This is a genomic window from Halalkalibacter sp. HAAS-P014 (assembly GCF_056619965.1).
This window is the reverse complement of the sequence record NZ_JBWQTV010000011.1, coordinates 228963-248490: the sequence shown is the minus strand read 5'-3', so window position 1 is coordinate 248490 and position 19528 is coordinate 228963. Positions and strand designations below refer to the sequence as shown.

Sequence of the window (19528 nt, the reverse complement as noted above, 5' to 3'; positions counted from 1 at the left end):
AAGTATTATTACTCGCAACAATATGAAGGAGGTAGTAATGCGTACAGACCTGGAATTGATAGCCCCGAAAGATTATAACTTAGGTTGGGATATAGACCGTTTTGCTGATACCGTAAGCACTCCAGCTCTTTATTGGGAAGATGAGGAAGGAAAAACAAAGACTTATAGCTATCAGGAACTTCGTCAGTTATCTAATCAATTTGCGAATGCTTTGAAAGAAATGGGGTTAGCAAAGGGAGATAAGGTGATTATTGTTCTTCCTCGCATTCCCGAAACGTATATTGCTTTTCTTGCTGCATTAAAGATTGGGCTCGTAATCTCACCAGGCTCTGATATGTTAATGCAAAAAGATCTTTTATATCGCATCAATCATTCACAGGCAAAAGCAGTTATTTGCTATCATTCAATCACGAATCGAATTAATGATATTCTAACTGAAACTATTGGATTAAAACATCTCATTTCAGTTGGAAGTAATGTTGAAGGCTGGCATAACTTCAAAGATTTGATAAAAGGAGTTTCTAGTGAGCTAGAGCAGGGAACAACTCGCGCAGTTGATCAGGCTTTTCTTTGCTATACATCTGGTACAACTGGAAACCCTAAAGGGGTTGTACATGATCATGGTTGGACCTATGCTCATAAGGCTCTTTCATTAAGAACGGGGGTTATTGGTGCTCCTGGAAATGTAGTTTGGAGTACAGTAAGCCCTGCTTGGGTGAAGTGGGTGCATAATGCTTTCATTAATACATTAGGAACAGGCTCAACTGTTTTATCCTATTTTGGTCCTGTAGATGGAGTAAAGTATTTACAGTTGTTGCAAAAATATGATGTGAACTTTTTATGTGCTTCGGCAACAGAATTTCGCATTATTGCAAGTATGAAAGGTTTGGAGCGTTTTTCGCTTCCTCATTTAAAAAATGCGCTTAGTGCAGGTGAAACATTAAATAAAGATGTGATTGATACGTTTAAAAAGAATTTTAATGTTTTCGTTGGTGATGCGTATGGTCAGACTGAAAGTACATTAGTGATTACTTCTTTAAATGATCAAAATGCAAAAATTGGATCAATTGGTAGATCCACTTTAGGAGATAAAGTGAAAGTGATCGATGAATTTGGGAATCCGTGCTCTGTAAATCAAGTTGGTGTCATTGCGATTCACCACAGTATACCTGGCCTTTTTCGAGGCTATCATAATGACCCCGAACGAACCGATGCTGCCTTTTTAGGAGAGTGGTACATGACTGGGGATCGTGCAAAAGTTGATGAAGAAGGCTATTTTTGGTTTGAAGGTCGTGCGGATGATATTATTATTAGCTCCGGTTATACAATTGGGCCAGCAGAAGTGGAAGAAGCATTACTTATGCATGAGGATGTAAAGGAATGTGCAGTTGTTCCTAGCCCCGATCAAATTAGGGGATCAATTGTTAAAGCGTATATCGTTTTAGAAGAAGATACAACTCCATGTGACGAACTAATTTTTCAATTGCAAAATCATGTGAAATCTATTACAGCAGCTTATAAATATCCTAGAGAAATAGAATTTGTTAATGAACTCCCAAAAACCATTACAGGAAAAGTACAAAGAGCTCAGTTACGTCTGTTAGAAAAACAAAAAAAGCAGCAAATTATCGTGAAAAATGAGTAATCCATTGAGTAAGAAGTTAAACGAGATAGCAATGAAAGGGACAGAGTTCTTCGTTTTTTTATGAGTATTCTGTAATTAACTGAGGGAAGGAGTTAGTTAAATATGAAAATAATCGTCATTATGAAGCAAACATTTGATACAGAGGAAAAACTCATATTAAAAGAGGGGCATATACAAGAGGACGGGGTTGAATTTATTATCAATCCTTATGATGAATACGCAATTGAAGAAGCTGTTAAACTCAAGGATGAATTTGGAGGGGAAGTAACTGTTATAACAGCAGGAGCTCCACGAGCAGAAAATGCCTTACGAACGGCATTGGCTATGGGGGCTGACAAAGGTGTAATTGTTGATACAGAGGATGTTGAACTCGATGAAAACGGGATAGTGAAGATACTAACAGCTGTCATAAAAGAGCGAGAATTCGACATTATTTTAGGTGGTAATGTTTCTGTTGATAATGGATCTGGTCAAGTTGGGCCGCGTTTAGCTGAAGAGTTGAATATCGCCCAAGTTACAACAATCACTAAATTAGCAGTTACAGGTGAAAAAGCTACTATTGAACGTGATGTAGAAGGAGATGTTGAAACGATTGAAGTATTATTGCCTGTATTGGTAACAGCACAGCAAGGGTTAAATGAACCTAGATACCCATCATTACCTGGGATTATGAAAGCTAAGAAAAAGCCAATGGAGCGACTAGATGTTGATGATTTAGACCTTGAGGAAGAACTTGAGCCGAAAACAGTGATCATCGAAACAGTTTTGCCAAGTGCGAAAAAAGCAGGGCGTATTTTAGATGGGGAAACGAGGAAGCAAGTCAAGGAACTAGTCAGTGTATTTCGCAATGAATTAAACGTTATCTAGGAATAAAGGAGGCGCAATGAATGAAAAAAAGAGTGCTTGTCTTGGCTGAAATAAAAGACGGAAGTGTTAGAAATGTAACCTTAGAGGCGATCACAGCTGGTAAACAAATTGAGAGTCATAGTGAGGTACTAGTTGTATCATTAGGAAGTGATGCACTAGATCACGTTGAAAAGTTGGAAAAGTATGGAGCAGATAAAGTGTATGCAATCAAAAATCAGGAGCTCGATACGTATACAACAGATGGATATTTTCAAGTGATGCGTGAAGTTATTGACTATGTGAAACCAGATGTCATTATACTGCCACATACTTCCATTGGAAAAGACCTTGCTCCACGAATTGCAACTCGCCTTGATTTAGGCCTTGTATCAGACGTTATTCGAGTTGAAAAAGTGGATGGAGAAGTTGTCTTGACTCAACCAATATATTCAGGAAAAGCTTTTCAAAAGAAGAAGATAGTCGATGGGCCTGTTTTTGCGACGATTCGTCCTAATAATATTGTTGCTGTTGAAACGGGTGGAACAGCAGAGGTTGAGGAACTTTCTATTGAAATTAAAGATTTACGAACAATTGTTAAAGATGTTGTTCGTAAATCAACGGGTGGCATTGACCTTTCTGAAGCGAAAGTCATCGTCTCTGGAGGACGAGGGGTGAAATCAGAAGAAGGGTTTAAACCGTTGCAGGAACTTGCTGAACTATTAGGTGGAGCAGTTGGAGCTTCGAGGGGGGCCTGTGATGCTGAGTACTGTGATTATTCTTTGCAAATAGGTCAGACCGGTAAAGTCGTCACACCCGATTTATATATTGCCATCGGAATTTCAGGAGCTATTCAGCATGTTGCTGGAATGTCGAGTTCAAAAGCGATCATTGCTATTAACAAAGATTCGGAGGCACCAATTTTTGAAATTGCAGATTATGGAATTGTAGGAGATTTATTTGAAGTAATACCAATATTAATAGAAGAATTAAAGGAGGCTTTAGTTGCAAATTAATCAGAAGAGAGGATGGAGGATGGGAATGCTTTTGATTTCATCCTCCCGTGTATATCACGATGTTAGGGGTGACGATAGTTATTGCTCGCTATTTATTTTTACATCTGGTTTAGATAGAAATTCATTAAACTAGGCAGAATAGCAAACCTAAAGGTGACAGATCACTTCAACTATGAACAGAGAGCCCCCCACCTCGCTGAACTTTGTGTTCTTCTAGTAGTGCTATTAACTAGTTTAATAATAGCCCTCCGATATTTGATCTTGGATCGTTCGGAGGAAATCTCTTGCTGCAGATGAATAGTATCGTTTCTTAGAGCGTATATACCCGCACGTTAAATTTGAGCGTTCATAGTTTACTAAAGGAATTGCGATCATATTGTCTTCAATTAGGTTTGTATTGCTTCGAATGGAAAACTCAGAAAGAATGCTGATGCTAATTCCTTCACTAATTGATTTTTTGATGATTTCGGTATTTTGTGTTTCAAATAGAATTTTAACTTTTCCGTATTGTTCGACGATATCATCGTAAATCGGTTTCGTAATTGTATGTATAATAAAAGTTTGATCAAGTATATCTGAAGGAGTAATTTCTTCTTTGAAGGCTAGCGAAGACTCTTTATTAACGCATACGTACATTCTTCCTTGAAACAAAGTATCAAAGTGAAGAATGTTTTTAAACGTATTAGCTGCTTTAATCCAGCCAATTTCATCAACAGATAAGAAGCCCATATCAATGTCATTTTTTTGGATATAATCAATGACGTTTTGTTGCTCAATAATACTAATAGTTGTATTCGGTTGTTTCTTTTTAAAAGTTGCAATTGCTTTTGGTAAGATTGTTAATAAGACACTAGGGCTGCTTACAATTTTTAGCTCGCGTTCTAATTGTGAATTGAGGGATTGTGCTTCTCTTTCTAACTCTTCCATTTTTGATTTTATATCATATACTTTTTCTATGATAATTCTTCCTTTTTCAGTTGGCTTTGATCCGACTCTCGATCTGTTAAACACTTTTACTCCGTATTTCTTTTCGAAATTAACAATGGACTGGCTGATCGTAGCAGTTGAGACAAAAAGATTTTGTGCAGCTTCAGAGATAGAACCTGTTTTGGCGACTTCGATAATATAGTCAAGCTGGTCTATATGCATCCTTTATCAACCTCTTTCAATAGGAAAAATTGAATATACGTTAAGAAAAAGTACATTTACTTAGTATATATTGAATTATATACTTGATTATAGAAAAGTCAAAATATTTTGTGTTTTAGAAAGGGGACGCATTCTAGGTGTTGAATATAAGAGATTAATAAACTATAAAAAGCAATTTGAAGAGTCGGAGGCTTTCAACAACACAGTTATAAATATGAGAAATAGAGATAATTTTTAAATTACCCATTAAGTTTCCAAAAAAATGACAGCGTTTACAAAAGTGCTTAAACTGCATATTTGAGGGTGTTATCCAGTTGGGAGTATGAACAATCTATAGATTTTAATTTGAAAAGAGGGGGTTCTCTATGAGAAATGTCATGTTATTTTTGGTTGTGTCAATGTTTCTAGTACTAGTAGCGTGTGGGGGAGAAGCTACAACAAGTAACGAAAGTAGTGAAGGTTCTGGTGATACTAGTAACGATTCGAACAGCGAACAACATGAGTCTATTACGATTAGACTTGGTCATGTGGGAGCAGACCAATCGGCATCTAATTTGGGATCAGAGTATTTTGCAAAGAAGGTTAGTGAAAAAACAGATGGTAAAGTAACAATTGATATTTATCCTGGAGCGCAACTGGGTGGAGATCGTGACATGGCTGAAAACATTTCGAATGGATCTTTAAGTATGAGTGCACTTAGTGTAGGAATACTAGGAAACTTCACACCTGTTTTTGAGGCGTTTAGTATGCCATTTTTAATTGAGAATGAAGATGTAGAGTACAATCTTTTCAAAGCTGATGTCGTCAAACAAGATGCCTTTAAAGAACTTGAGAAGTTTAATATAAAAGGTCTCGGCTTTATTACAACGGGGATGTTTCAAATCGGTACGAACACACATCCCATCCACAACCTAGACGACCTAAAAGGAGTATCAATCCGTTCATCAGAGAACAGTATGTTAGTAGAAGCTTACGCTGCTCTAGGTCTGAACCCAACACCAATGCCTTATTCAGAAATGTATAATGCCTTAAATACAGGTGTCATTGATGCTGGTGCCTTACAACCTGCATCATGGGTCACAGAAAGAATGGGTGAAGTGGTAGAACATATCTCAATGATAAATGCACTTCCTTGGCCACATTTCTTAGTGATAAATTTAGATGATTTTAACAATCTTCCAACTGAATACCAAACTGCGCTTGAAGAAGCAGCGATTGAGACTGAAGATCATATGTATGAAATGATTAAAGAGTACAATGCTAGTTATTTAGATGATCTCAAAGAAATGGGATTAACAATTGTAGAAGAAGTGGATCGTACCGGTTTTGATGAAAAACTTAACCCTGTATTTGAGAAATATTCAAATACACATCCAATTGTAAATGAAATGTTTGAATTGATTAATGAGTTGAATGAAGAATATTAATGATCGAAAGAGGTTGTCACTGACCTTTATTAGAACATGACAATTAAGTAGATCAAAAGGTATATCTCCTTTTGATCTACAAAAGTTTAGGGGAGATGTTATGAAAATAGTAGAATTTATTTATCGCTTCTCCAGATATTGCTTGTTTGTTTTTATGGCGATTATGATGGTTGTACTCATTATGCAAGTGTTTAGTCGTTCTATGCTCAATTATTCGTTTCAATGGGCGGAAGAACTCGCTCGTATTTTATTAGTATGGTCGACTTTTATTGGTGCAAGTGTTGCCTATCGTGAGAAAGGTCTTGCAGCTTTTGATATGTTAGAGCGAAAGGTAAGTGGTGTTCTTAAGGTAATCCTTTCGATTGTAATTCAACTGTTTATATTAGTATTTTGTACCATTGCGTTGATTTACGGTTTTAAACTGATGTCTCAACCAATTGTTTTCTATCAAACGTCACCAACGTTAAATATACCTATGCCCATTTTATATGCCGCTATACCAATTGGGATGGGACTAATCATATTATATACAATCGTTTATTTAAAAGAGCTTTTACAAAGAGACAAAGGAACTAAACATGTGCATTCCAATGAGCAGAAGGATTATACAACGATGTAATCAATAGATTGTACGATCATTTTAAACCAAAGAGGTGAGGTTTTTGACGATAACGATTGTCATCGTATTCTTTCTATTAACGATATTTATAGGTCTTCCAGTAGCATTTGCTTTAGGCCTTGGATCCTTGCTTTATATTTTGTTAAGTGGAGAGTTAAGTTATTTAGTAAATATTCCTCAAAGAATGTTTGTTTCTGCAGATAATTTCAGTTTATTAGCGATTCCCTTTTTTATGTTGGTTGGAGAATTGATGAATTCAGGAGGCATTACGAAACGAATTATTAACTTCTTTCATACTTTGCTTGGACACGTTCATGGTAGCTTAGCTTATGTCAACATTGGTGCGAGTGGTTTTTTAGCTTCAATTATAGGTTCTTCTAATGCAGTTGCAGCGATTACGAGTACATCAATTGTGCCTGAGATGAGAAAAAGTGGTTATAATAATGAATATTCGTCGGCTGTTAGTGCAGCTTCTTCTGTTTTAGGGCCAATTATTCCACCTAGTATTATTTTCATCCTTTATGCAGTAGCAGCAGGTATTTCCGTAAGTGCTCTATTCTTAGCAGGAATTTTACCAGGAATTATCATGATGTTGGCCTTATGTATAACAGCTTTCTTTTATGCGAAAAAGAATAATTTTCAGAGAGAACCTAGGTCTTCACTTCCTAATATTTTCAGAAGTTTTTGGTCAACCGTTCCAGCGTTATTAATTCCATTTGGTATTATGGGAGGAATTATTACTGGGATGTTTACAGCGACGGAAGCGGGGGTCATCGGTTGCTTATTGGCTTTTATTATCGGCATGTTCATTTATAAAGAATTAACTTGGAAAGCAATCCCGAATATCTTTATTAAAGCTAGTGTGACAACAGCAACGATCATGATCATTGCGGCAACAGCGAACCTTTTTGGTTGGGTAATGTCGATCGAGCAAATCCCACAAATGTTCGCTTCGTTATTATTGAGCATATCAGAAAATCCAATTATTCTATTAATCTTAATTAATATTATTCTATTAATAATTGGGATGTTCTTAGAACCCTTCTCGGCCATTTTGATTTTAGTCCCAGTGTTCATTCCTATCTTAGGTCAATTAGGTATCGATCCTGTACATTTTGGGTTAGTCATGAGCTTTAATTTAGCGATTGGAATGATTACACCACCAATGGGACTAAGTTTATTTATTGTTTCTGGTATAACAAAAGTACCACTTGATCGAATGACGAAAGCGCTCACACCATTTTTTATTACGGCCATTGTTGTATTACTTATTATCACATATATTCCTCAAATAAGTCTTTTTCTACCAAATCTGTTTAGTAGTTTTTAAGATTTCTTAATATTTCTAATGAGAAGGATTTAGGTTAAATCAACTTTCTATTGATGCGTACGTTAAGAGAGACAAGAGTACAAGGTTTGTAAATTCAAAAGTTTGGTGTGAACTTAATGAATAACAAACAACTGATTATGTTGTTACTTATGTTTTGTACATTCATCGCTGTAATGAATACGACAATGTTTAACGTTTCTGTACCTAGTATTATCGTTGATATGGGTATTTCGGCAGAGTCTGCGTCTTGGATTATATCAGGTTATTCAATCGGACTTGCATTGTCTACACTTATTTTTAGTAGCTTATCTGATTATTTACCTCTTCGTTCATTGTTAACGACGGGTCTACTAACCATTGGATTATCCTCTATTTTTGGTTTTTTTGCTTGGGATTTTTACAGTTTGTTATCAGCAAGGATATTACAATCTATTGGTGCTGGTTCTGTTACGGGTCTCTGCATTATTTTTATAAGAAGATATATTCCTGAAAGTAGGCGTGGAAGAGCTATTGCATTAATCTCAGCAGGAGGTTCCTTGGCTTTTGGGTTAGGTCCGTTAGTAGGGGGCGTCGTAAGTGAGTATTTTGGTTGGAGTGGATTGTTTGCTGTCACTTGTCTGATATTCATTGCGATCCCTTTGTTATTACACCTGATTCCACGAGAAAAAATAGAAACATTCCAATTTGATACATTCGGTGCTTTTTTGACGATTGTGAACACAACGACAATTCTCATTGCTTTAACTCAGCGCTCGGTTATATGGCTTTTTATTTGTGTTATATCTTTTATCGCTCACGCATTGCATTTAAAAAGCAAGAAAGAAACATTAATAAATTCAAAGTTACTAGAGATGGCAAGTTATCGTAGGCTTGCTGCGGTTAACTTTGGTGTTTTGATCGTTTATTTAGGTAATTTATTTATTATGCCACTAGCACTTGCAGACCATTATGGTCAATCACCTCTAAGCATAGGGTTGTGGATTGCACCTGGTGCAATTGTTGCGGCACTATCAACCCACTTTATCGGTCGTTGGATTGATCAATATGGAAGTTTATCGATCTTATTATTTGGGCTGCTTTTGACAACGGCAGTAATGGGAATTTTTTCGTACACACTTACAAGTACTCCAGTGATATTTCTGTTTGGCTATCTCTTTTTTGCACCTGCTTGTTCAGCATTGTTAGCAGCATTGAATAATGAAACATTACGAATCTTACCTCAACCACTTGTAAGTTCAGGGGCAGGACTCATGCAACTTATACAGATTCTAGGAAGCTCATTATCTGTTGCTTTTTGTGGATTCATTTTATCGATTCAACTTGATTTATATCATCGCGTTTCCTATCAATCCATCTATGCTATTTTATTGAGTGTGAACATTGTTTCATTATGTTTACTCCTTTGGTATAAAAAATCGTCGACAAATGAGGTGCGTTCTTTATTGAAGGGAAAAGGAGAGATTAAAGTAGAATAAATTTGTGCAGAGGTTTGTTATATTGTGTAAAAATTGCCTAATGTTCTGTTGCTCTTCATAATTGTACAAAAATCGAAATGTGTATTGTTTTAGAAGGAAACGTATTCTTAGTGTTGAATGTAAGATTAGTAAACAATAACTAAAAGGAGTGTTTTGAATGATTTATAAATATAAGGGAATATCTCCAGTTGTGGATGATTCGGTCTTTATTGCACCTGGAGCGAAGGTTATTGGAGATGTTGTAGTCGGTGAGCAGTCAAGTATTTGGTTTAATGCGGTGTTACGTGGTGATGAAGGTAGAATTGAGATTGGGAAAAGATGCAGTGTTCAAGATAATGTGACTCTTCATTTATATGAAGGGATGCCTGTAATCGTTGAAGATGAGGTAACGATAGGACACAATGCAATTATTCATGGTTGTAAAATCGGGAAGAGGTCTTTAATTGGGATGGGCTCAACGATACTAGATGGGGTCGAAATAGGAGAAGAATGTATCATTGGAGCAAATGCATTCATACCACAAGGTAAAAAAATTCCTCCTCGTTCATTGGTGCTGGGCTCACCAGCTAAGGTCGTGCGTCCTCTTGAAGAAAAGGATTTAGAGTTAATTCAACTCTCTATTGATACATACGTGAAGAGAGGCCAAGAGTATAGAGAAGAATTACAAAACCTATAATTGAAAAAAAGTGCCTGATTCCTTCATTGAGCAATGAGGTTAGGCACTTTTAGAGAAAAGTTACTTTTCGTTCTCTAGGAAGGATTGTAATTGATCTAATCGATCATCAAACTCTTTCGTATCGATCTTGCCTTCTGGAAGATCATCAACATTCATATCCTCCCATTGTAATGGTTTCTCATTTTCTTGTGTGCTCGGTGATACATCAGTTACTTCCGGAGCATTTTCTATTTGCTGATGAGAAACATGCTTGAAATCACGTTGATCAATTTCTCTTAGTCTAGCAAATAAATGTGTATATTCATCTTGTAACCTTTCTCGTTCTCGGACAATTTGTTCCATACGTAATTGAATTGCTTTTCTTTCATCAAAAGTCATGCGCTCACTCCTTATCCCATGATTTAACGATTTATTCAAATGATATCATATTTTCAAATACTTTTAAGTTAAAACTTAGTTTGGTAAGTATAATTAGAAAAGAGAAAAACTGGGATATAGGGGGAGTAGTACGTTTAATTTATAGTAAAGAAACACACATTCATCCGAGAGTTGATCCGGAATCATCATGCGTGTTTTTACTATCTTATGAAAGGTAATCAGTTATTGTTACATCAGAAATTCACATGTGCAGCATCACTGGTTCAGAATTAAGGTAATGGAAGTTACTTCTTCTTATCTTTTTTCATCTCATCTAACAGTATTTGTATGAAATCTATATTGTTGTCGATATAATTAAGTCTTTCGCGCGATAATACAGCCCAATCATCATTACGGTGCATGGCTGCAAAAATATGTGCCAAATTAAAAGAGTATTGATTATATAGAAAACTGATAACCCCACTAATTCTTACTTTATCTCCTTCTTTTTTCAGTACGTTTTCAAGATCCTTTTTAATCCACTGAGGGGCAACTTCTATTGCTTTTTGCACTAATACTTCAAATTCTTCGTTGTTCATGGTTTATGTACCTCTCTTTTACTAATCTTAGAGGGAGCGACAAAAAAGCTCTAGTTTCAAAATAAGCGTAAAGTAAAAACAGTATGTCCAAAATGGGACGACCTTTAGAGCTTTCCACAATTTACGACTCCCTATATATATTATTGTTATCATTTTATCACAAACTTTGTGTACATTATACCTAAGTTCAGAAGTGTTTTTGAAAAGGGCATACAGATGTTGGGTTTTGAAGTGAGGATTAGTTACTGCTTACAATATTAAGTGGAGCTTGATGAAATACTAACAGGGGTATACAATATAGAAGGATAATATTAAGATGATAAAGATAGTATGTTTCATGAATAGGAGTGAAAAGGGATGGAATACACTGACCAAATGAAAAATAGAGTAAAGCGTGTAGAAGGTCAAGTAAAAGCGATCCTACGAATGATGGAAGAGGAAAAAGATTGTAGAGAACTTGTTTCGCAAATGTCTGCTGCTAGAAATGCATTAGATCGGACAATTGGAGTTGTTGTAAGTTCGAACTTAGAGCACTGTGTTAGGGAGCAAATTGAAAAAGGCAAAGATACTGAAGAGTTTATTCAAGAAGCAGTTAATTTACTTGTAAAAAGTAGATAAGGACGGGGTTTTAAGTGTAGAACAACCCAATCCAGCCCACTAAAAAACATCCACTGGATGCTTTTTAGTGGGCCTTTACTATGATAAAGTTACTATAAAATGGTACCACAAAGGTGAGGGGAAATATGGAAACTGAAAAGTTATATTATCAAAACCAATACATTCGTTCTTTTACAACTAAGTTTCAGAAACAGGGGCAGGACGAAAAAGGGCGTATATATGTTGTTCTAGAAAAAACAGCTTTTTATCCGACTGGTGGTGGACAGCCTCATGATACTGGTACGTTAAATGGTGTTCATGTTTATGATGTTGAGGAAGTTGACGGAGAAATTCGTCATTTTTTAGAGGAGCGTATTGAATTATATCACGAGTGCGTTGGAGAAATTGATTGGGAGCGACGTTTTGATCATATGCAACAGCACGCTGGACAGCACATTTTATCAGCAGCCTTTGAAGATCTCTATTCCCTCAAAACCATTAGCTTCCATTTGGGAAAGGAGACTTGTTCAATTGACCTTCAAGTAGATCATCTTACTGATCAGGAAGCTAGCCAAGTAGAAAGCAAAGCCAATAACATTATTCTTGAAAATCGGCCGATAGAAGCAAAATGGATAACAGAAGGAGAGCTGGAAAATTATAAGCTAAGAAAAGAGCTGTCCGTATCAGAAAATATACGTCTAGTCATCATTCCTGAGTTTGATTTTAACGGCTGTGGTGGAACACACCCTCAATCAACTGGTCAGGTAAGTTCCATTAAAATTTTGCATTGGGAAAAGCAAAAGAAGAACATTCGCGTTCATTTTGTTTGTGGAAACAGGGTGAATAAACAGCTTCATGAAAAACAAAAGGTCATTCAAAGCTTAACGTCTGTTTTAAATGCACCACAAGAAAAAATGCAGGAAGCGACAATTCGCATCCTACAGCAACAAAAAGATCTTGAAAAAACAGTTGATGAGTTACGAATGAAGCTTATCGAATATGAAGCGAATCAATCTATTGCTAAAGCACAGTTACATCGTGACCATAAAATCGTTCAAGCTACATTTAAAAATCGCTCCATTTCTGAATTGCAGCAATTGGCAAAAGAAATTACGATGAAAACAAATGATATGTTAGTGCTGTTTATAAATGAAACTGATTGTAAGCTGCAACTGATTTGTTCAAGAAGCAACGAATTAAACCTTAATATGAATCAGCTAGTGAAGCTTGTCTTACCTCAAATTAATGGCAAAGGTGGGGGGAGTTCGGCATTTGCTCAAGGTGGAGGAGATCGGGTCATTACACCCGAACATTTAATGAAGGAAATAATTCATCATATAGGATAAGTTTTATGGAAGATAATATTGAAATGGTAATTCCGGTGATTTTCCTATGACATTTGATGTAATCAATAAAGTTCTATTACCTTCATCATTTCTTCATAATTCTTTGTTAAAGTAGACAACTATGAGAAGTGAGAGGAGACAGAGAATTATCATAGAGGGGGACAGATTAATGAAAACAGGAATAATAACTATGGGCATTATTGCTTTACTATTGATCTTCACAGCATGTTCAAATGATTTAAGCGAGGTTGATTCATTTACGCATATTCATGGTTTGGAGTACTCCCAAAGTGGTGAGGGTGTGTTTTTAGCTACGCATCATGGCCTGATTACTATTAATGAGGATGGTTGGGATCTAGTGGGTGAACCTGAACACCAGCACGACTTCATGGGGTATACAATCAAAGATAAGGAAACTATGATTTCAAGTGGCCACCCTGGTATTCAGTCAGACTTAGTTGATCCTTTAGGAGTCATCATTAGTTATGATTCAGGAGAAACATGGGAACCGATTGCGCTATATAAAGAAGTGGATTTTCATCTATTGCATATAAACGAGGAGAACCGGGAAATCATGTATGGAATTGACGTATACAATTCAAATATGTACAGATCAAACAATGGTGGATATGACTGGGACATGCTTGAGGTAACTGGACTATCGGTACCATTAGCTGAAGTTCTTTCCCTTACAACTCATCCACAATCTCCAGATCATTTACTAGCGGGAACTGAGGTAGGGTTATATGAATCAACCGATGGAGGGCTGACCTGGAGTGTAAAAGAAAGCAAATTTAGTGCAAGTGCCTTACGAACAGTTAATTCTGATTCAGAAGAGTTAGTTGCATATCTTATGGGTGAAAAAGAGGGTTTGTATTTCAGTGAAGATTTTGGGGAAACGTGGAAATCATTAAACTTTGAGTTAGAAAATGACTATGTAATGTATATAAGCAATCACCCAACCGATGATCAAAAGTTGGTGCTAGGGTCATTAATGCAAAGTATTTTTGAAACATCAGATTTTGGAGAAACATGGGAAGTGTTAGCAGAAGAAGGGCAAGTAAGGTAAAAAAATAAATATTCTTAGAAAATTTGTAGAGGGATAAATGAAGTTTATATAGCGTTTATCCTTTCTTCATTTAACTGGTGTATAAAGTAATCATGTAGAGCTTACCATGGAATAATTCGTTTAAATAGAATATAAAAAGTTTTTTGTGTACAATCAAATAGTGAAAAAGTATTTTAAATGATTCAGTATGTTAATAGGAAAAGAGGAGGAAAAGAATGGAAGAACAGATTCAACCATTAAATCCAATATTTCTTGAGATAGGCCCTTTAACAATTCATTGGTATGGTTTACTTATTGGTTTAGGAGTTGCTATCGGTTATATTATGGCAACAAGGGAAGCGGGTAGGAGAGGATTGCCAAAGGATACGTTTGCTGATTTTCTTATTTGGGCTTTACCTATCTCGATTCTTAGTGCTAGATTATACTATGTTATATTTCGATTCGAACATTACGTCGATGAGCCATTAAGAATCTTTGCTATTTGGGAGGGAGGCTTAGCGATACACGGGGGGTTAATTGGTGGAGCTTTAACCGCTGTTGTTTTTGCAAAAAAACGAAATATACCGGTTCTGAAATTACTAGATATCGTAGCACCAAGTGTGTTAATTGCTCAAGCAATTGGACGTTGGGGTAACTTTATGAATCAAGAAGTATACGGAGGACCAGTAACGAGAGAGTTTCTAGAGGGTATGATGTTACCTACTTTTATCATTGATCAAATGTATATTAATGGTACTTATTACCACCCGACCTTTTTATATGAATCAATTTGGAATTTGTTAGGGGTTGTCGTATTATTATACCTTCGACGACTTAATCTAAAGCAGGGTGAAATTTTTTACAGTTATTTAATCTGGTATTCTATCGGGCGATTTTATATTGAAGGTATGAGGTTAGATAATTTAATGATAGGAGATGCTTTGCGTACGGCGCAAGTCATTTCTATTATTCTAATTGTCGGTGCAATTGTTGCTTGGGTGTATCGTCGAACAAAGGGATTAGCGACGGTGGGATATTTAGATACTGATAAACAAGGTAAAAAGAAAAGAAAAAAGAAAAAAGTTTCCTAAGAAAATTTCTTCTTTTGAAATAAGAACAAATGCTGTCCATTTTGGTCAGCATTTTCTTATTAAGAATGGTTGGAAATTAATAATTATAAATATTGTTATAATAATAGGGGGCTGTAAGAATCTTGTTATAATTATTTACAATTAATGAGGTGAGAACAATGAAGAATATACTCATTGTCGATGATGAACAACAAATGCAAGCATTACTGAAACTATGTATTAAGTCAACTGAATTTGAAGTAGCAACTGCTAATTCTGGAAAGGAAGCACTTGAATTATGTGAGAGAAATCAATATGATTTGATGTTGCTCGATATTATGATGCCTGAGATGGATGGATTTGAAGTACTAAAGAATTTAAGCGAACGCAATTGTCTACTCCCAACGATTATTATTTCTGCTATAGGGGAGACAGATCAGGTAGTGGAAGGGTTAAATCTTGGGGCGTATGATTATATTACAAAACCGTTTGAACCGAAAGAGCTTGTTGCTCGAGTAAATGCCGTACTAAGACGGGCAGACCCTTCTCTGCAGGCAGGAAAAAGTAAAGGGATGTATGGAATTACTGTCGATCAGTCGCAACATATGGTTGTTTATAACCAAGACATGATTTCTTTTACAAAAAAAGAGTATCAAATTTTTGTTCATCTTTTCTCAAACCCTGGACGTGTGTATACAAGAGAACAACTTTTTTTTCTTGTATGGGACGAGTCCGATGATCGAGATTTTCGAAATATTGATACCCATATAAAAAATATTCGTGATAAATTACGAAAAGCAGGGGTTGAAAAAACAGTAGTAGAAACAGTTTGGGGTATCGGGTACAAAGTTCCACAATTGAAGGATTGATCCAATGAAATTATCGACAAAATTAGCATTGCTTGTATTTACGTCAACTCTAATGATTGTTTGTATAATGGGAACGTCCTTTTATATCCTTTCAAAAACATTTTATAAAGATCAACTCCAAAGGGATATTGAATTTAGACTTGATGCCCATCGTGAGATTTTAGAGACACACACGTTCCAAGAAACAATTGAACATGTAATTATAATGGAGCAAAGAAACGAAGAGAATACATTTATTGTGTTTGATGCTGATTTCAATGTTAGTGCAAGTACTCAACAAATATCGAATGAGATGCTTGACCTTTATCAAAACTGGCTTTTGGATACTTTGGCATATGCTAATAAAAAAACAGAATTTGTTAATATAATGAAAGAACATATCCCTCATATTTGGGCGTTTGAACCGATTGAAATTGAGGGGGAAGTGATAGGGTATTTATTTATAGATCAAGACACAGGTAGTTTTGAGGAGGCTCGGTGGACGCTTCTAGCTATTACAACGTTTATGGGACTCATCACATTATTATTATCAGGTATTTTAATTGTTCTCTTATCAAAAAGGGTAACGTTACCTCTAACGAATGCACAAAATTTAACCAAGGAGATCGCGAAAGGAAATTTTGATGTACAATTATCAAGTAAAGGAAATGATGAAATAGATCATTTATTAAAAGATATTTCTTCGATGGCTAGACAATTGAAAGAATATAGAGACACAAGGCAACAATTTCTTACTAATGTTTCTCATGACATCCGTACACCTTTGACCTATATTAAAGGTTATGCTTCTTTGTTAAAAGATCAAAAGCTAGAACCAGACCTTGTTCAAGATCAGGCATCAATTATTTATCAAGAAGCGATTCGTATGGAGGGACTTGTGAAAGATCTTTTTCAGCTAATGAAGCTAGAAGAAGGAAAGGTTCCGTTGAATATTCAAGAAGTTGATTTGGTAGAGTTTATTCATGAAACAACTAAGAAGGCAAAACTTGCCTCAGCTGATAAAAAAATAGAGCTACTTGTATCTTCCAATAAACCAGAAGTTGTTGCTCAAATAGATCAGGATAAATTTGAACGAGCGTTATTAAATTTAGTAATGAATAGTATTCGTCACACTAATACATCCGGGAAAATTGAAATTAGAATTGAGAAGTCAGAAGATGAAATCCAAATTATAATTGAAGACAATGGGGAGGGGATTCCAGCTGAAGACCTTCCACACATATGGAAACGTTTTTACCGGGTGGATAAATCACGTTCTACGAAGCATGGGGGCAGTGGAATAGGATTAGCAATTACCAAACAAATTATTGAATTGCATGGGGGGACAATTGATGTTAATAGTTCTTTAAATGTAGGAACGGTTTTCAAAATTCGACTATATAATTCTAAGTCTCGTATTCAAAAAGGAACTTAAATAGGATGTTTAAGTTCCTTTTGATATATATGGCTGTTTGGATTAACGTTTCTGGTTCCATATCATTACAATCCATCATCTTCAAAGCGTTTTAGATCGCTCTTATGTCCAATGACAATGAGAATATCTTTTTCAAAAATTACATCATCTGGAAATGGCGAGACATTAATATCTTCTCCACGTTTAATCGCTAAGATCGTACACCCAAATTTAGCACGAACATCTAAATCTATAAGTGAGCGATTATGTACCTTGCTAGTTGCCAATAATTCAACAATGCTATATTCATCAGATAACTCAATATAATCAACAATTTTTTCGGAAGTTAAATGTTGCGCGATCCTAACTCCCATATCATGCTCAGGATGGATAATTCGGTCTGCTCCTATTTTTTCGAGTACTTTGTGGTGATACGCGTTCTGTGCTTTCACCCAAACATTTTCAACTTCCATCTCTTTTAATACAAGAGTCGTTAAAATGCTCGATTGAATATTGTCTCCAATTGCAACTATGACATTTTCAAAGTTGCGAATACCTAGAGATTGTAATGAGTTTTCATCAGTAGAATCTGCAATTACAGCATGAGTAGAGAATTGTGCAAACTCATTCACCTTATGATCTCGATTATCGATCGCTAATACTTGGTGTCCCATTTTATATAGCTCTTTGCAAACACTACCTCCAAACCGGCCCAAACCGATAACAGCAAATTGTTTTTTTATATTTGCCATATTTCTCCACCTCTTTTGCAAAATAAAATAGACCATCACAAAGAAATGGTCTATGCCTCTTCTCTCTAAAAATAAAGCTGACTAGGTTAGTTGTCGGATTAGGGACTGAGAGAATCCCTTCTTACTAAGTAAAATTCACCCAAAGGTGGTAATTTAGCCACCAAGAATCGGTTACCTCGTTACCAGTACATTGATTAAAAGTTTCTATATGTTTTAACTAATAGAGAATTTACTCCTCTTTCTTCAGCTTGTCAATACATATTTTACTGGTTATCAGCAATAATAAACTATTTTGTAAAAGTTGGGTGCGCTGATCGAATACTGTTTTTTTTACTGCACAGTGGCTTCTTCATATTTTCTTAATAAATAAATGTTAATATCGTTACGGATGAATTAAGTTTTCACTAAAAGATTCTGTGACTTAATAAAGTGGGGTTAGTAGTATGTATGATGTATTTAATGCCATTAGCCGATTATTATATGACCCATTAATTCAACTGACGTATGGTACCGAGCACCTCCCAATTCTATCGGCGTTTGTTATAGGAGTGCTTGCTGCTGCTGCTCCATGTCAGTTTACAGGGAATATTGGAGCGATTACCCTATATGGGAATCGCTCCATTCAAAAGTCCATCCCTTGGTCAGAGGTGATTTTCTTTCAATTTGGAAAAGTTGTTGTTTTTTCAGGACTAGGGCTGATTGTCTGGATATTAGGGGCAGAATTTCAACAAGACCTAATTGGTTATCTTCCTTGGATCCGAAAAACTCTTGGGCCTATTTTTATCTTAATTGGTCTATATTTAGTTGGTGTAATTACGTGGAAATGGTCAATAGGCCTTAATTCAAAAATGATAGAGGGAAAAAAAGGAGGTAAGTGGGGGGCGTTTCTATTAGGCAGTAGTTTTTCCTTAGGATTTTGTCCAACAATGTTCTCTATCTTTTTCTTCTTGTTAATGCCATTAACACTTTCTACTTCATATGGGTTTATTTTGCCAACTGTGTTTTCGTTTGGTACTTCGATTCCTTTATTCATTACGATGTATTTGATCTGGACATTTGGTTTAAGTGGAGCATTTATGAAAAAAGGAAGAACGATCGGAAAGAGGATACAGCAATTTGCAGGAATCTTTTTAATTATATTGGGGGTTCTAGATACTATTGCTTATTGGGGGCTGTAAGCAGGTAAAAGGCTGGGGTGCAGTACCATGCTATGCTTTTCCCACTTAAACAGAAACAATGTGCATGTAACAATTGAACCTTCTATGCTTGTCTCAATTAAACCACCAATTAATATCATTTGTGTGAGGATAATCACAT

19 protein-coding genes and 1 riboswitch are annotated in these 19528 nt (G+C 35.8%); of the genes, 15 read left to right on the top strand and 4 right to left on the bottom strand.

The window, feature by feature from the left end; all coding sequences use genetic code 11:
- Positions 1-37: 37 nt before the first annotated feature.
- The 3 genes from AC1FXZ_RS09830 to AC1FXZ_RS09820 all read left to right on the top strand — a co-directional run bounded on the left by AC1FXZ_RS09830 (position 38) and on the right by AC1FXZ_RS09820 (position 3504).
- Complete coding sequence (locus tag AC1FXZ_RS09830; protein ID WP_480053026.1) at positions 38-1645, top strand: acetate--CoA ligase; 1608 nt, start codon at positions 38-40, stop codon at positions 1643-1645.
- Positions 1646-1747: 102 nt separating this feature from the next.
- Complete coding sequence (locus AC1FXZ_RS09825; protein WP_480053024.1) at positions 1748-2512, top strand: electron transfer flavoprotein subunit beta/FixA family protein; 765 nt, start codon at positions 1748-1750, stop codon at positions 2510-2512.
- A 20-nt stretch (positions 2513-2532) separates the two neighbouring features.
- Positions 2533-3504: an electron transfer flavoprotein subunit alpha/FixB family protein gene (locus tag AC1FXZ_RS09820; protein WP_480053022.1), complete on the top strand. Its 972-nt coding sequence runs from the start codon at positions 2533-2535 to the stop codon at positions 3502-3504.
- Between the two features lie 234 nt (positions 3505-3738).
- Here the strand turns inward: AC1FXZ_RS09820 and AC1FXZ_RS09815 are convergent, their stop codons facing one another.
- Entirely contained in the window at positions 3739-4653 is a 915-nt protein-coding gene (locus AC1FXZ_RS09815; RefSeq protein ID WP_480053020.1) for a LysR family transcriptional regulator, read from the bottom strand.
- A gap of 365 nt (positions 4654-5018) precedes the next feature.
- Here AC1FXZ_RS09815 and AC1FXZ_RS09810 point away from each other — a divergent pair, with 365 nt between their 5' ends.
- The 5 genes from AC1FXZ_RS09810 to AC1FXZ_RS09790 all read left to right on the top strand — a co-directional run bounded on the left by AC1FXZ_RS09810 (position 5019) and on the right by AC1FXZ_RS09790 (position 10180).
- Positions 5019-6080, top strand: coding sequence for a TRAP transporter substrate-binding protein (locus AC1FXZ_RS09810; protein WP_480053018.1), 1062 nt, complete (start codon positions 5019-5021; stop codon positions 6078-6080).
- 100 nt (positions 6081-6180) lie between these two features.
- The gene (locus tag AC1FXZ_RS09805) at positions 6181-6699 is read left to right on the top strand and encodes a TRAP transporter small permease (protein WP_480053016.1); all 519 of its coding nucleotides are present in this window, start codon (positions 6181-6183) and stop codon (positions 6697-6699) included.
- Between the two features lie 43 nt (positions 6700-6742).
- Positions 6743-8029: a TRAP transporter large permease gene (locus AC1FXZ_RS09800; RefSeq protein WP_480053014.1), complete on the top strand. Its 1287-nt coding sequence runs from the start codon at positions 6743-6745 to the stop codon at positions 8027-8029.
- Positions 8030-8145: 116 nt separating this feature from the next.
- Positions 8146-9504 carry an MFS transporter gene (locus AC1FXZ_RS09795; RefSeq protein WP_480053012.1) on the top strand — a complete coding sequence of 453 codons (1359 nt, stop codon included), beginning with the start codon at positions 8146-8148 and terminating at the stop codon, positions 9502-9504.
- A gap of 157 nt (positions 9505-9661) precedes the next feature.
- Positions 9662-10180, top strand: a complete 519-nt coding sequence (locus AC1FXZ_RS09790) for a gamma carbonic anhydrase family protein (protein ID WP_480053010.1) — start codon at positions 9662-9664, stop codon at positions 10178-10180.
- A gap of 60 nt (positions 10181-10240) precedes the next feature.
- Here AC1FXZ_RS09790 and AC1FXZ_RS09785 read toward each other — a convergent pair whose 3' ends face one another.
- The gene (locus AC1FXZ_RS09785; protein WP_480053008.1) at positions 10241-10558 is read right to left on the bottom strand and encodes a hypothetical protein; all 318 of its coding nucleotides are present in this window, start codon (positions 10556-10558) and stop codon (positions 10241-10243) included.
- Between the two features lie 284 nt (positions 10559-10842).
- Positions 10843-11136, bottom strand: coding sequence for a hypothetical protein (locus AC1FXZ_RS09780; protein WP_480053006.1), 294 nt, complete (start codon positions 11134-11136; stop codon positions 10843-10845).
- A gap of 357 nt (positions 11137-11493) precedes the next feature.
- On the opposite strand from AC1FXZ_RS09780, the gene AC1FXZ_RS09775 reads away from it, so the two are divergent.
- The 6 genes from AC1FXZ_RS09775 (at position 11494) to AC1FXZ_RS09750 (ending at position 17480) form a co-directional block, all read left to right on the top strand.
- Positions 11494-11754, top strand: a complete 261-nt coding sequence (locus AC1FXZ_RS09775; protein ID WP_480053004.1) for a metal-sensitive transcriptional regulator — start codon at positions 11494-11496, stop codon at positions 11752-11754.
- A 125-nt stretch (positions 11755-11879) separates the two neighbouring features.
- On the top strand, positions 11880-13079 hold the full coding sequence (locus AC1FXZ_RS09770; protein ID WP_480053002.1) for an alanyl-tRNA editing protein: 1200 nt from the start codon (positions 11880-11882) through the stop codon (positions 13077-13079).
- A gap of 169 nt (positions 13080-13248) precedes the next feature.
- On the top strand, positions 13249-14148 hold the full coding sequence (locus AC1FXZ_RS09765; protein WP_480053000.1) for a F510_1955 family glycosylhydrolase: 900 nt from the start codon (positions 13249-13251) through the stop codon (positions 14146-14148).
- A 215-nt stretch (positions 14149-14363) separates the two neighbouring features.
- Positions 14364-15218 carry a prolipoprotein diacylglyceryl transferase gene (lgt, locus tag AC1FXZ_RS09760; RefSeq protein ID WP_480052998.1) on the top strand — a complete coding sequence of 285 codons (855 nt, stop codon included), beginning with the start codon at positions 14364-14366 and terminating at the stop codon, positions 15216-15218.
- Between the two features lie 158 nt (positions 15219-15376).
- The gene (locus AC1FXZ_RS09755) at positions 15377-16066 is read left to right on the top strand and encodes a response regulator transcription factor (protein WP_480052996.1); all 690 of its coding nucleotides are present in this window, start codon (positions 15377-15379) and stop codon (positions 16064-16066) included.
- Between the two features lie 4 nt (positions 16067-16070).
- Entirely contained in the window at positions 16071-17480 is a 1410-nt protein-coding gene (locus AC1FXZ_RS09750; RefSeq protein ID WP_480052994.1) for a sensor histidine kinase, read from the top strand.
- Between the two features lie 65 nt (positions 17481-17545).
- On the opposite strand, the gene AC1FXZ_RS09745 is transcribed toward AC1FXZ_RS09750, so the two are convergent.
- Complete coding sequence (locus AC1FXZ_RS09745) at positions 17546-18211, bottom strand: potassium channel family protein (RefSeq protein ID WP_480052992.1); 666 nt, start codon at positions 18209-18211, stop codon at positions 17546-17548.
- Between the two features lie 60 nt (positions 18212-18271).
- Positions 18272-18424, bottom strand: a riboswitch (cyclic di-AMP (ydaO/yuaA leader).
- Between the two features lie 230 nt (positions 18425-18654).
- Between AC1FXZ_RS09745 and AC1FXZ_RS09740 the strand changes: the two genes are divergently transcribed.
- The gene (locus AC1FXZ_RS09740) at positions 18655-19389 is read left to right on the top strand and encodes a cytochrome c biogenesis CcdA family protein (protein ID WP_480052990.1); all 735 of its coding nucleotides are present in this window, start codon (positions 18655-18657) and stop codon (positions 19387-19389) included.
- Positions 19390-19528 lie beyond the last annotated feature (139 nt).

What these genes read in the sequence shown, in the direction of transcription:
- AC1FXZ_RS09805 (WP_480053016.1), top strand. Translation starts at nt 6,181, where the DNA reads ATGAAAATAGTAGAATTTATTTATCGCTTCTCCAGATATTGCTTGTTT.
- lgt (WP_480052998.1), top strand. Translation starts at nt 14,364, where the DNA reads ATGGAAGAACAGATTCAACCATTAAATCCAATATTTCTTGAGATAGGC.
- AC1FXZ_RS09830 (WP_480053026.1), top strand. Translation starts at nt 38, where the DNA reads ATGCGTACAGACCTGGAATTGATAGCCCCGAAAGATTATAACTTAGGT.
- AC1FXZ_RS09775 (WP_480053004.1), top strand. Translation starts at nt 11,494, where the DNA reads ATGGAATACACTGACCAAATGAAAAATAGAGTAAAGCGTGTAGAAGGT.
- AC1FXZ_RS09765 (WP_480053000.1), top strand. Translation starts at nt 13,249, where the DNA reads ATGAAAACAGGAATAATAACTATGGGCATTATTGCTTTACTATTGATC.
- AC1FXZ_RS09740 (WP_480052990.1), top strand. Translation starts at nt 18,655, where the DNA reads ATGTATGATGTATTTAATGCCATTAGCCGATTATTATATGACCCATTA.
- AC1FXZ_RS09820 (WP_480053022.1), top strand. Translation starts at nt 2,533, where the DNA reads ATGAAAAAAAGAGTGCTTGTCTTGGCTGAAATAAAAGACGGAAGTGTT.
- AC1FXZ_RS09790 (WP_480053010.1), top strand. Translation starts at nt 9,662, where the DNA reads ATGATTTATAAATATAAGGGAATATCTCCAGTTGTGGATGATTCGGTC.
- AC1FXZ_RS09825 (WP_480053024.1), top strand. Translation starts at nt 1,748, where the DNA reads ATGAAAATAATCGTCATTATGAAGCAAACATTTGATACAGAGGAAAAA.
- AC1FXZ_RS09810 (WP_480053018.1), top strand. Translation starts at nt 5,019, where the DNA reads ATGAGAAATGTCATGTTATTTTTGGTTGTGTCAATGTTTCTAGTACTA.
- AC1FXZ_RS09770 (WP_480053002.1), top strand. Translation starts at nt 11,880, where the DNA reads ATGGAAACTGAAAAGTTATATTATCAAAACCAATACATTCGTTCTTTT.
- AC1FXZ_RS09815 (WP_480053020.1), bottom strand. Translation starts at nt 4,653, where the DNA reads ATGCATATAGACCAGCTTGACTATATTATCGAAGTCGCCAAAACAGGT.
- AC1FXZ_RS09795 (WP_480053012.1), top strand. Translation starts at nt 8,146, where the DNA reads ATGAATAACAAACAACTGATTATGTTGTTACTTATGTTTTGTACATTC.
- AC1FXZ_RS09745 (WP_480052992.1), bottom strand. Translation starts at nt 18,211, where the DNA reads ATGGCAAATATAAAAAAACAATTTGCTGTTATCGGTTTGGGCCGGTTT.
- AC1FXZ_RS09755 (WP_480052996.1), top strand. Translation starts at nt 15,377, where the DNA reads ATGAAGAATATACTCATTGTCGATGATGAACAACAAATGCAAGCATTA.
- AC1FXZ_RS09785 (WP_480053008.1), bottom strand. Translation starts at nt 10,558, where the DNA reads ATGACTTTTGATGAAAGAAAAGCAATTCAATTACGTATGGAACAAATT.
- AC1FXZ_RS09750 (WP_480052994.1), top strand. Translation starts at nt 16,071, where the DNA reads ATGAAATTATCGACAAAATTAGCATTGCTTGTATTTACGTCAACTCTA.
- AC1FXZ_RS09780 (WP_480053006.1), bottom strand. Translation starts at nt 11,136, where the DNA reads ATGAACAACGAAGAATTTGAAGTATTAGTGCAAAAAGCAATAGAAGTT.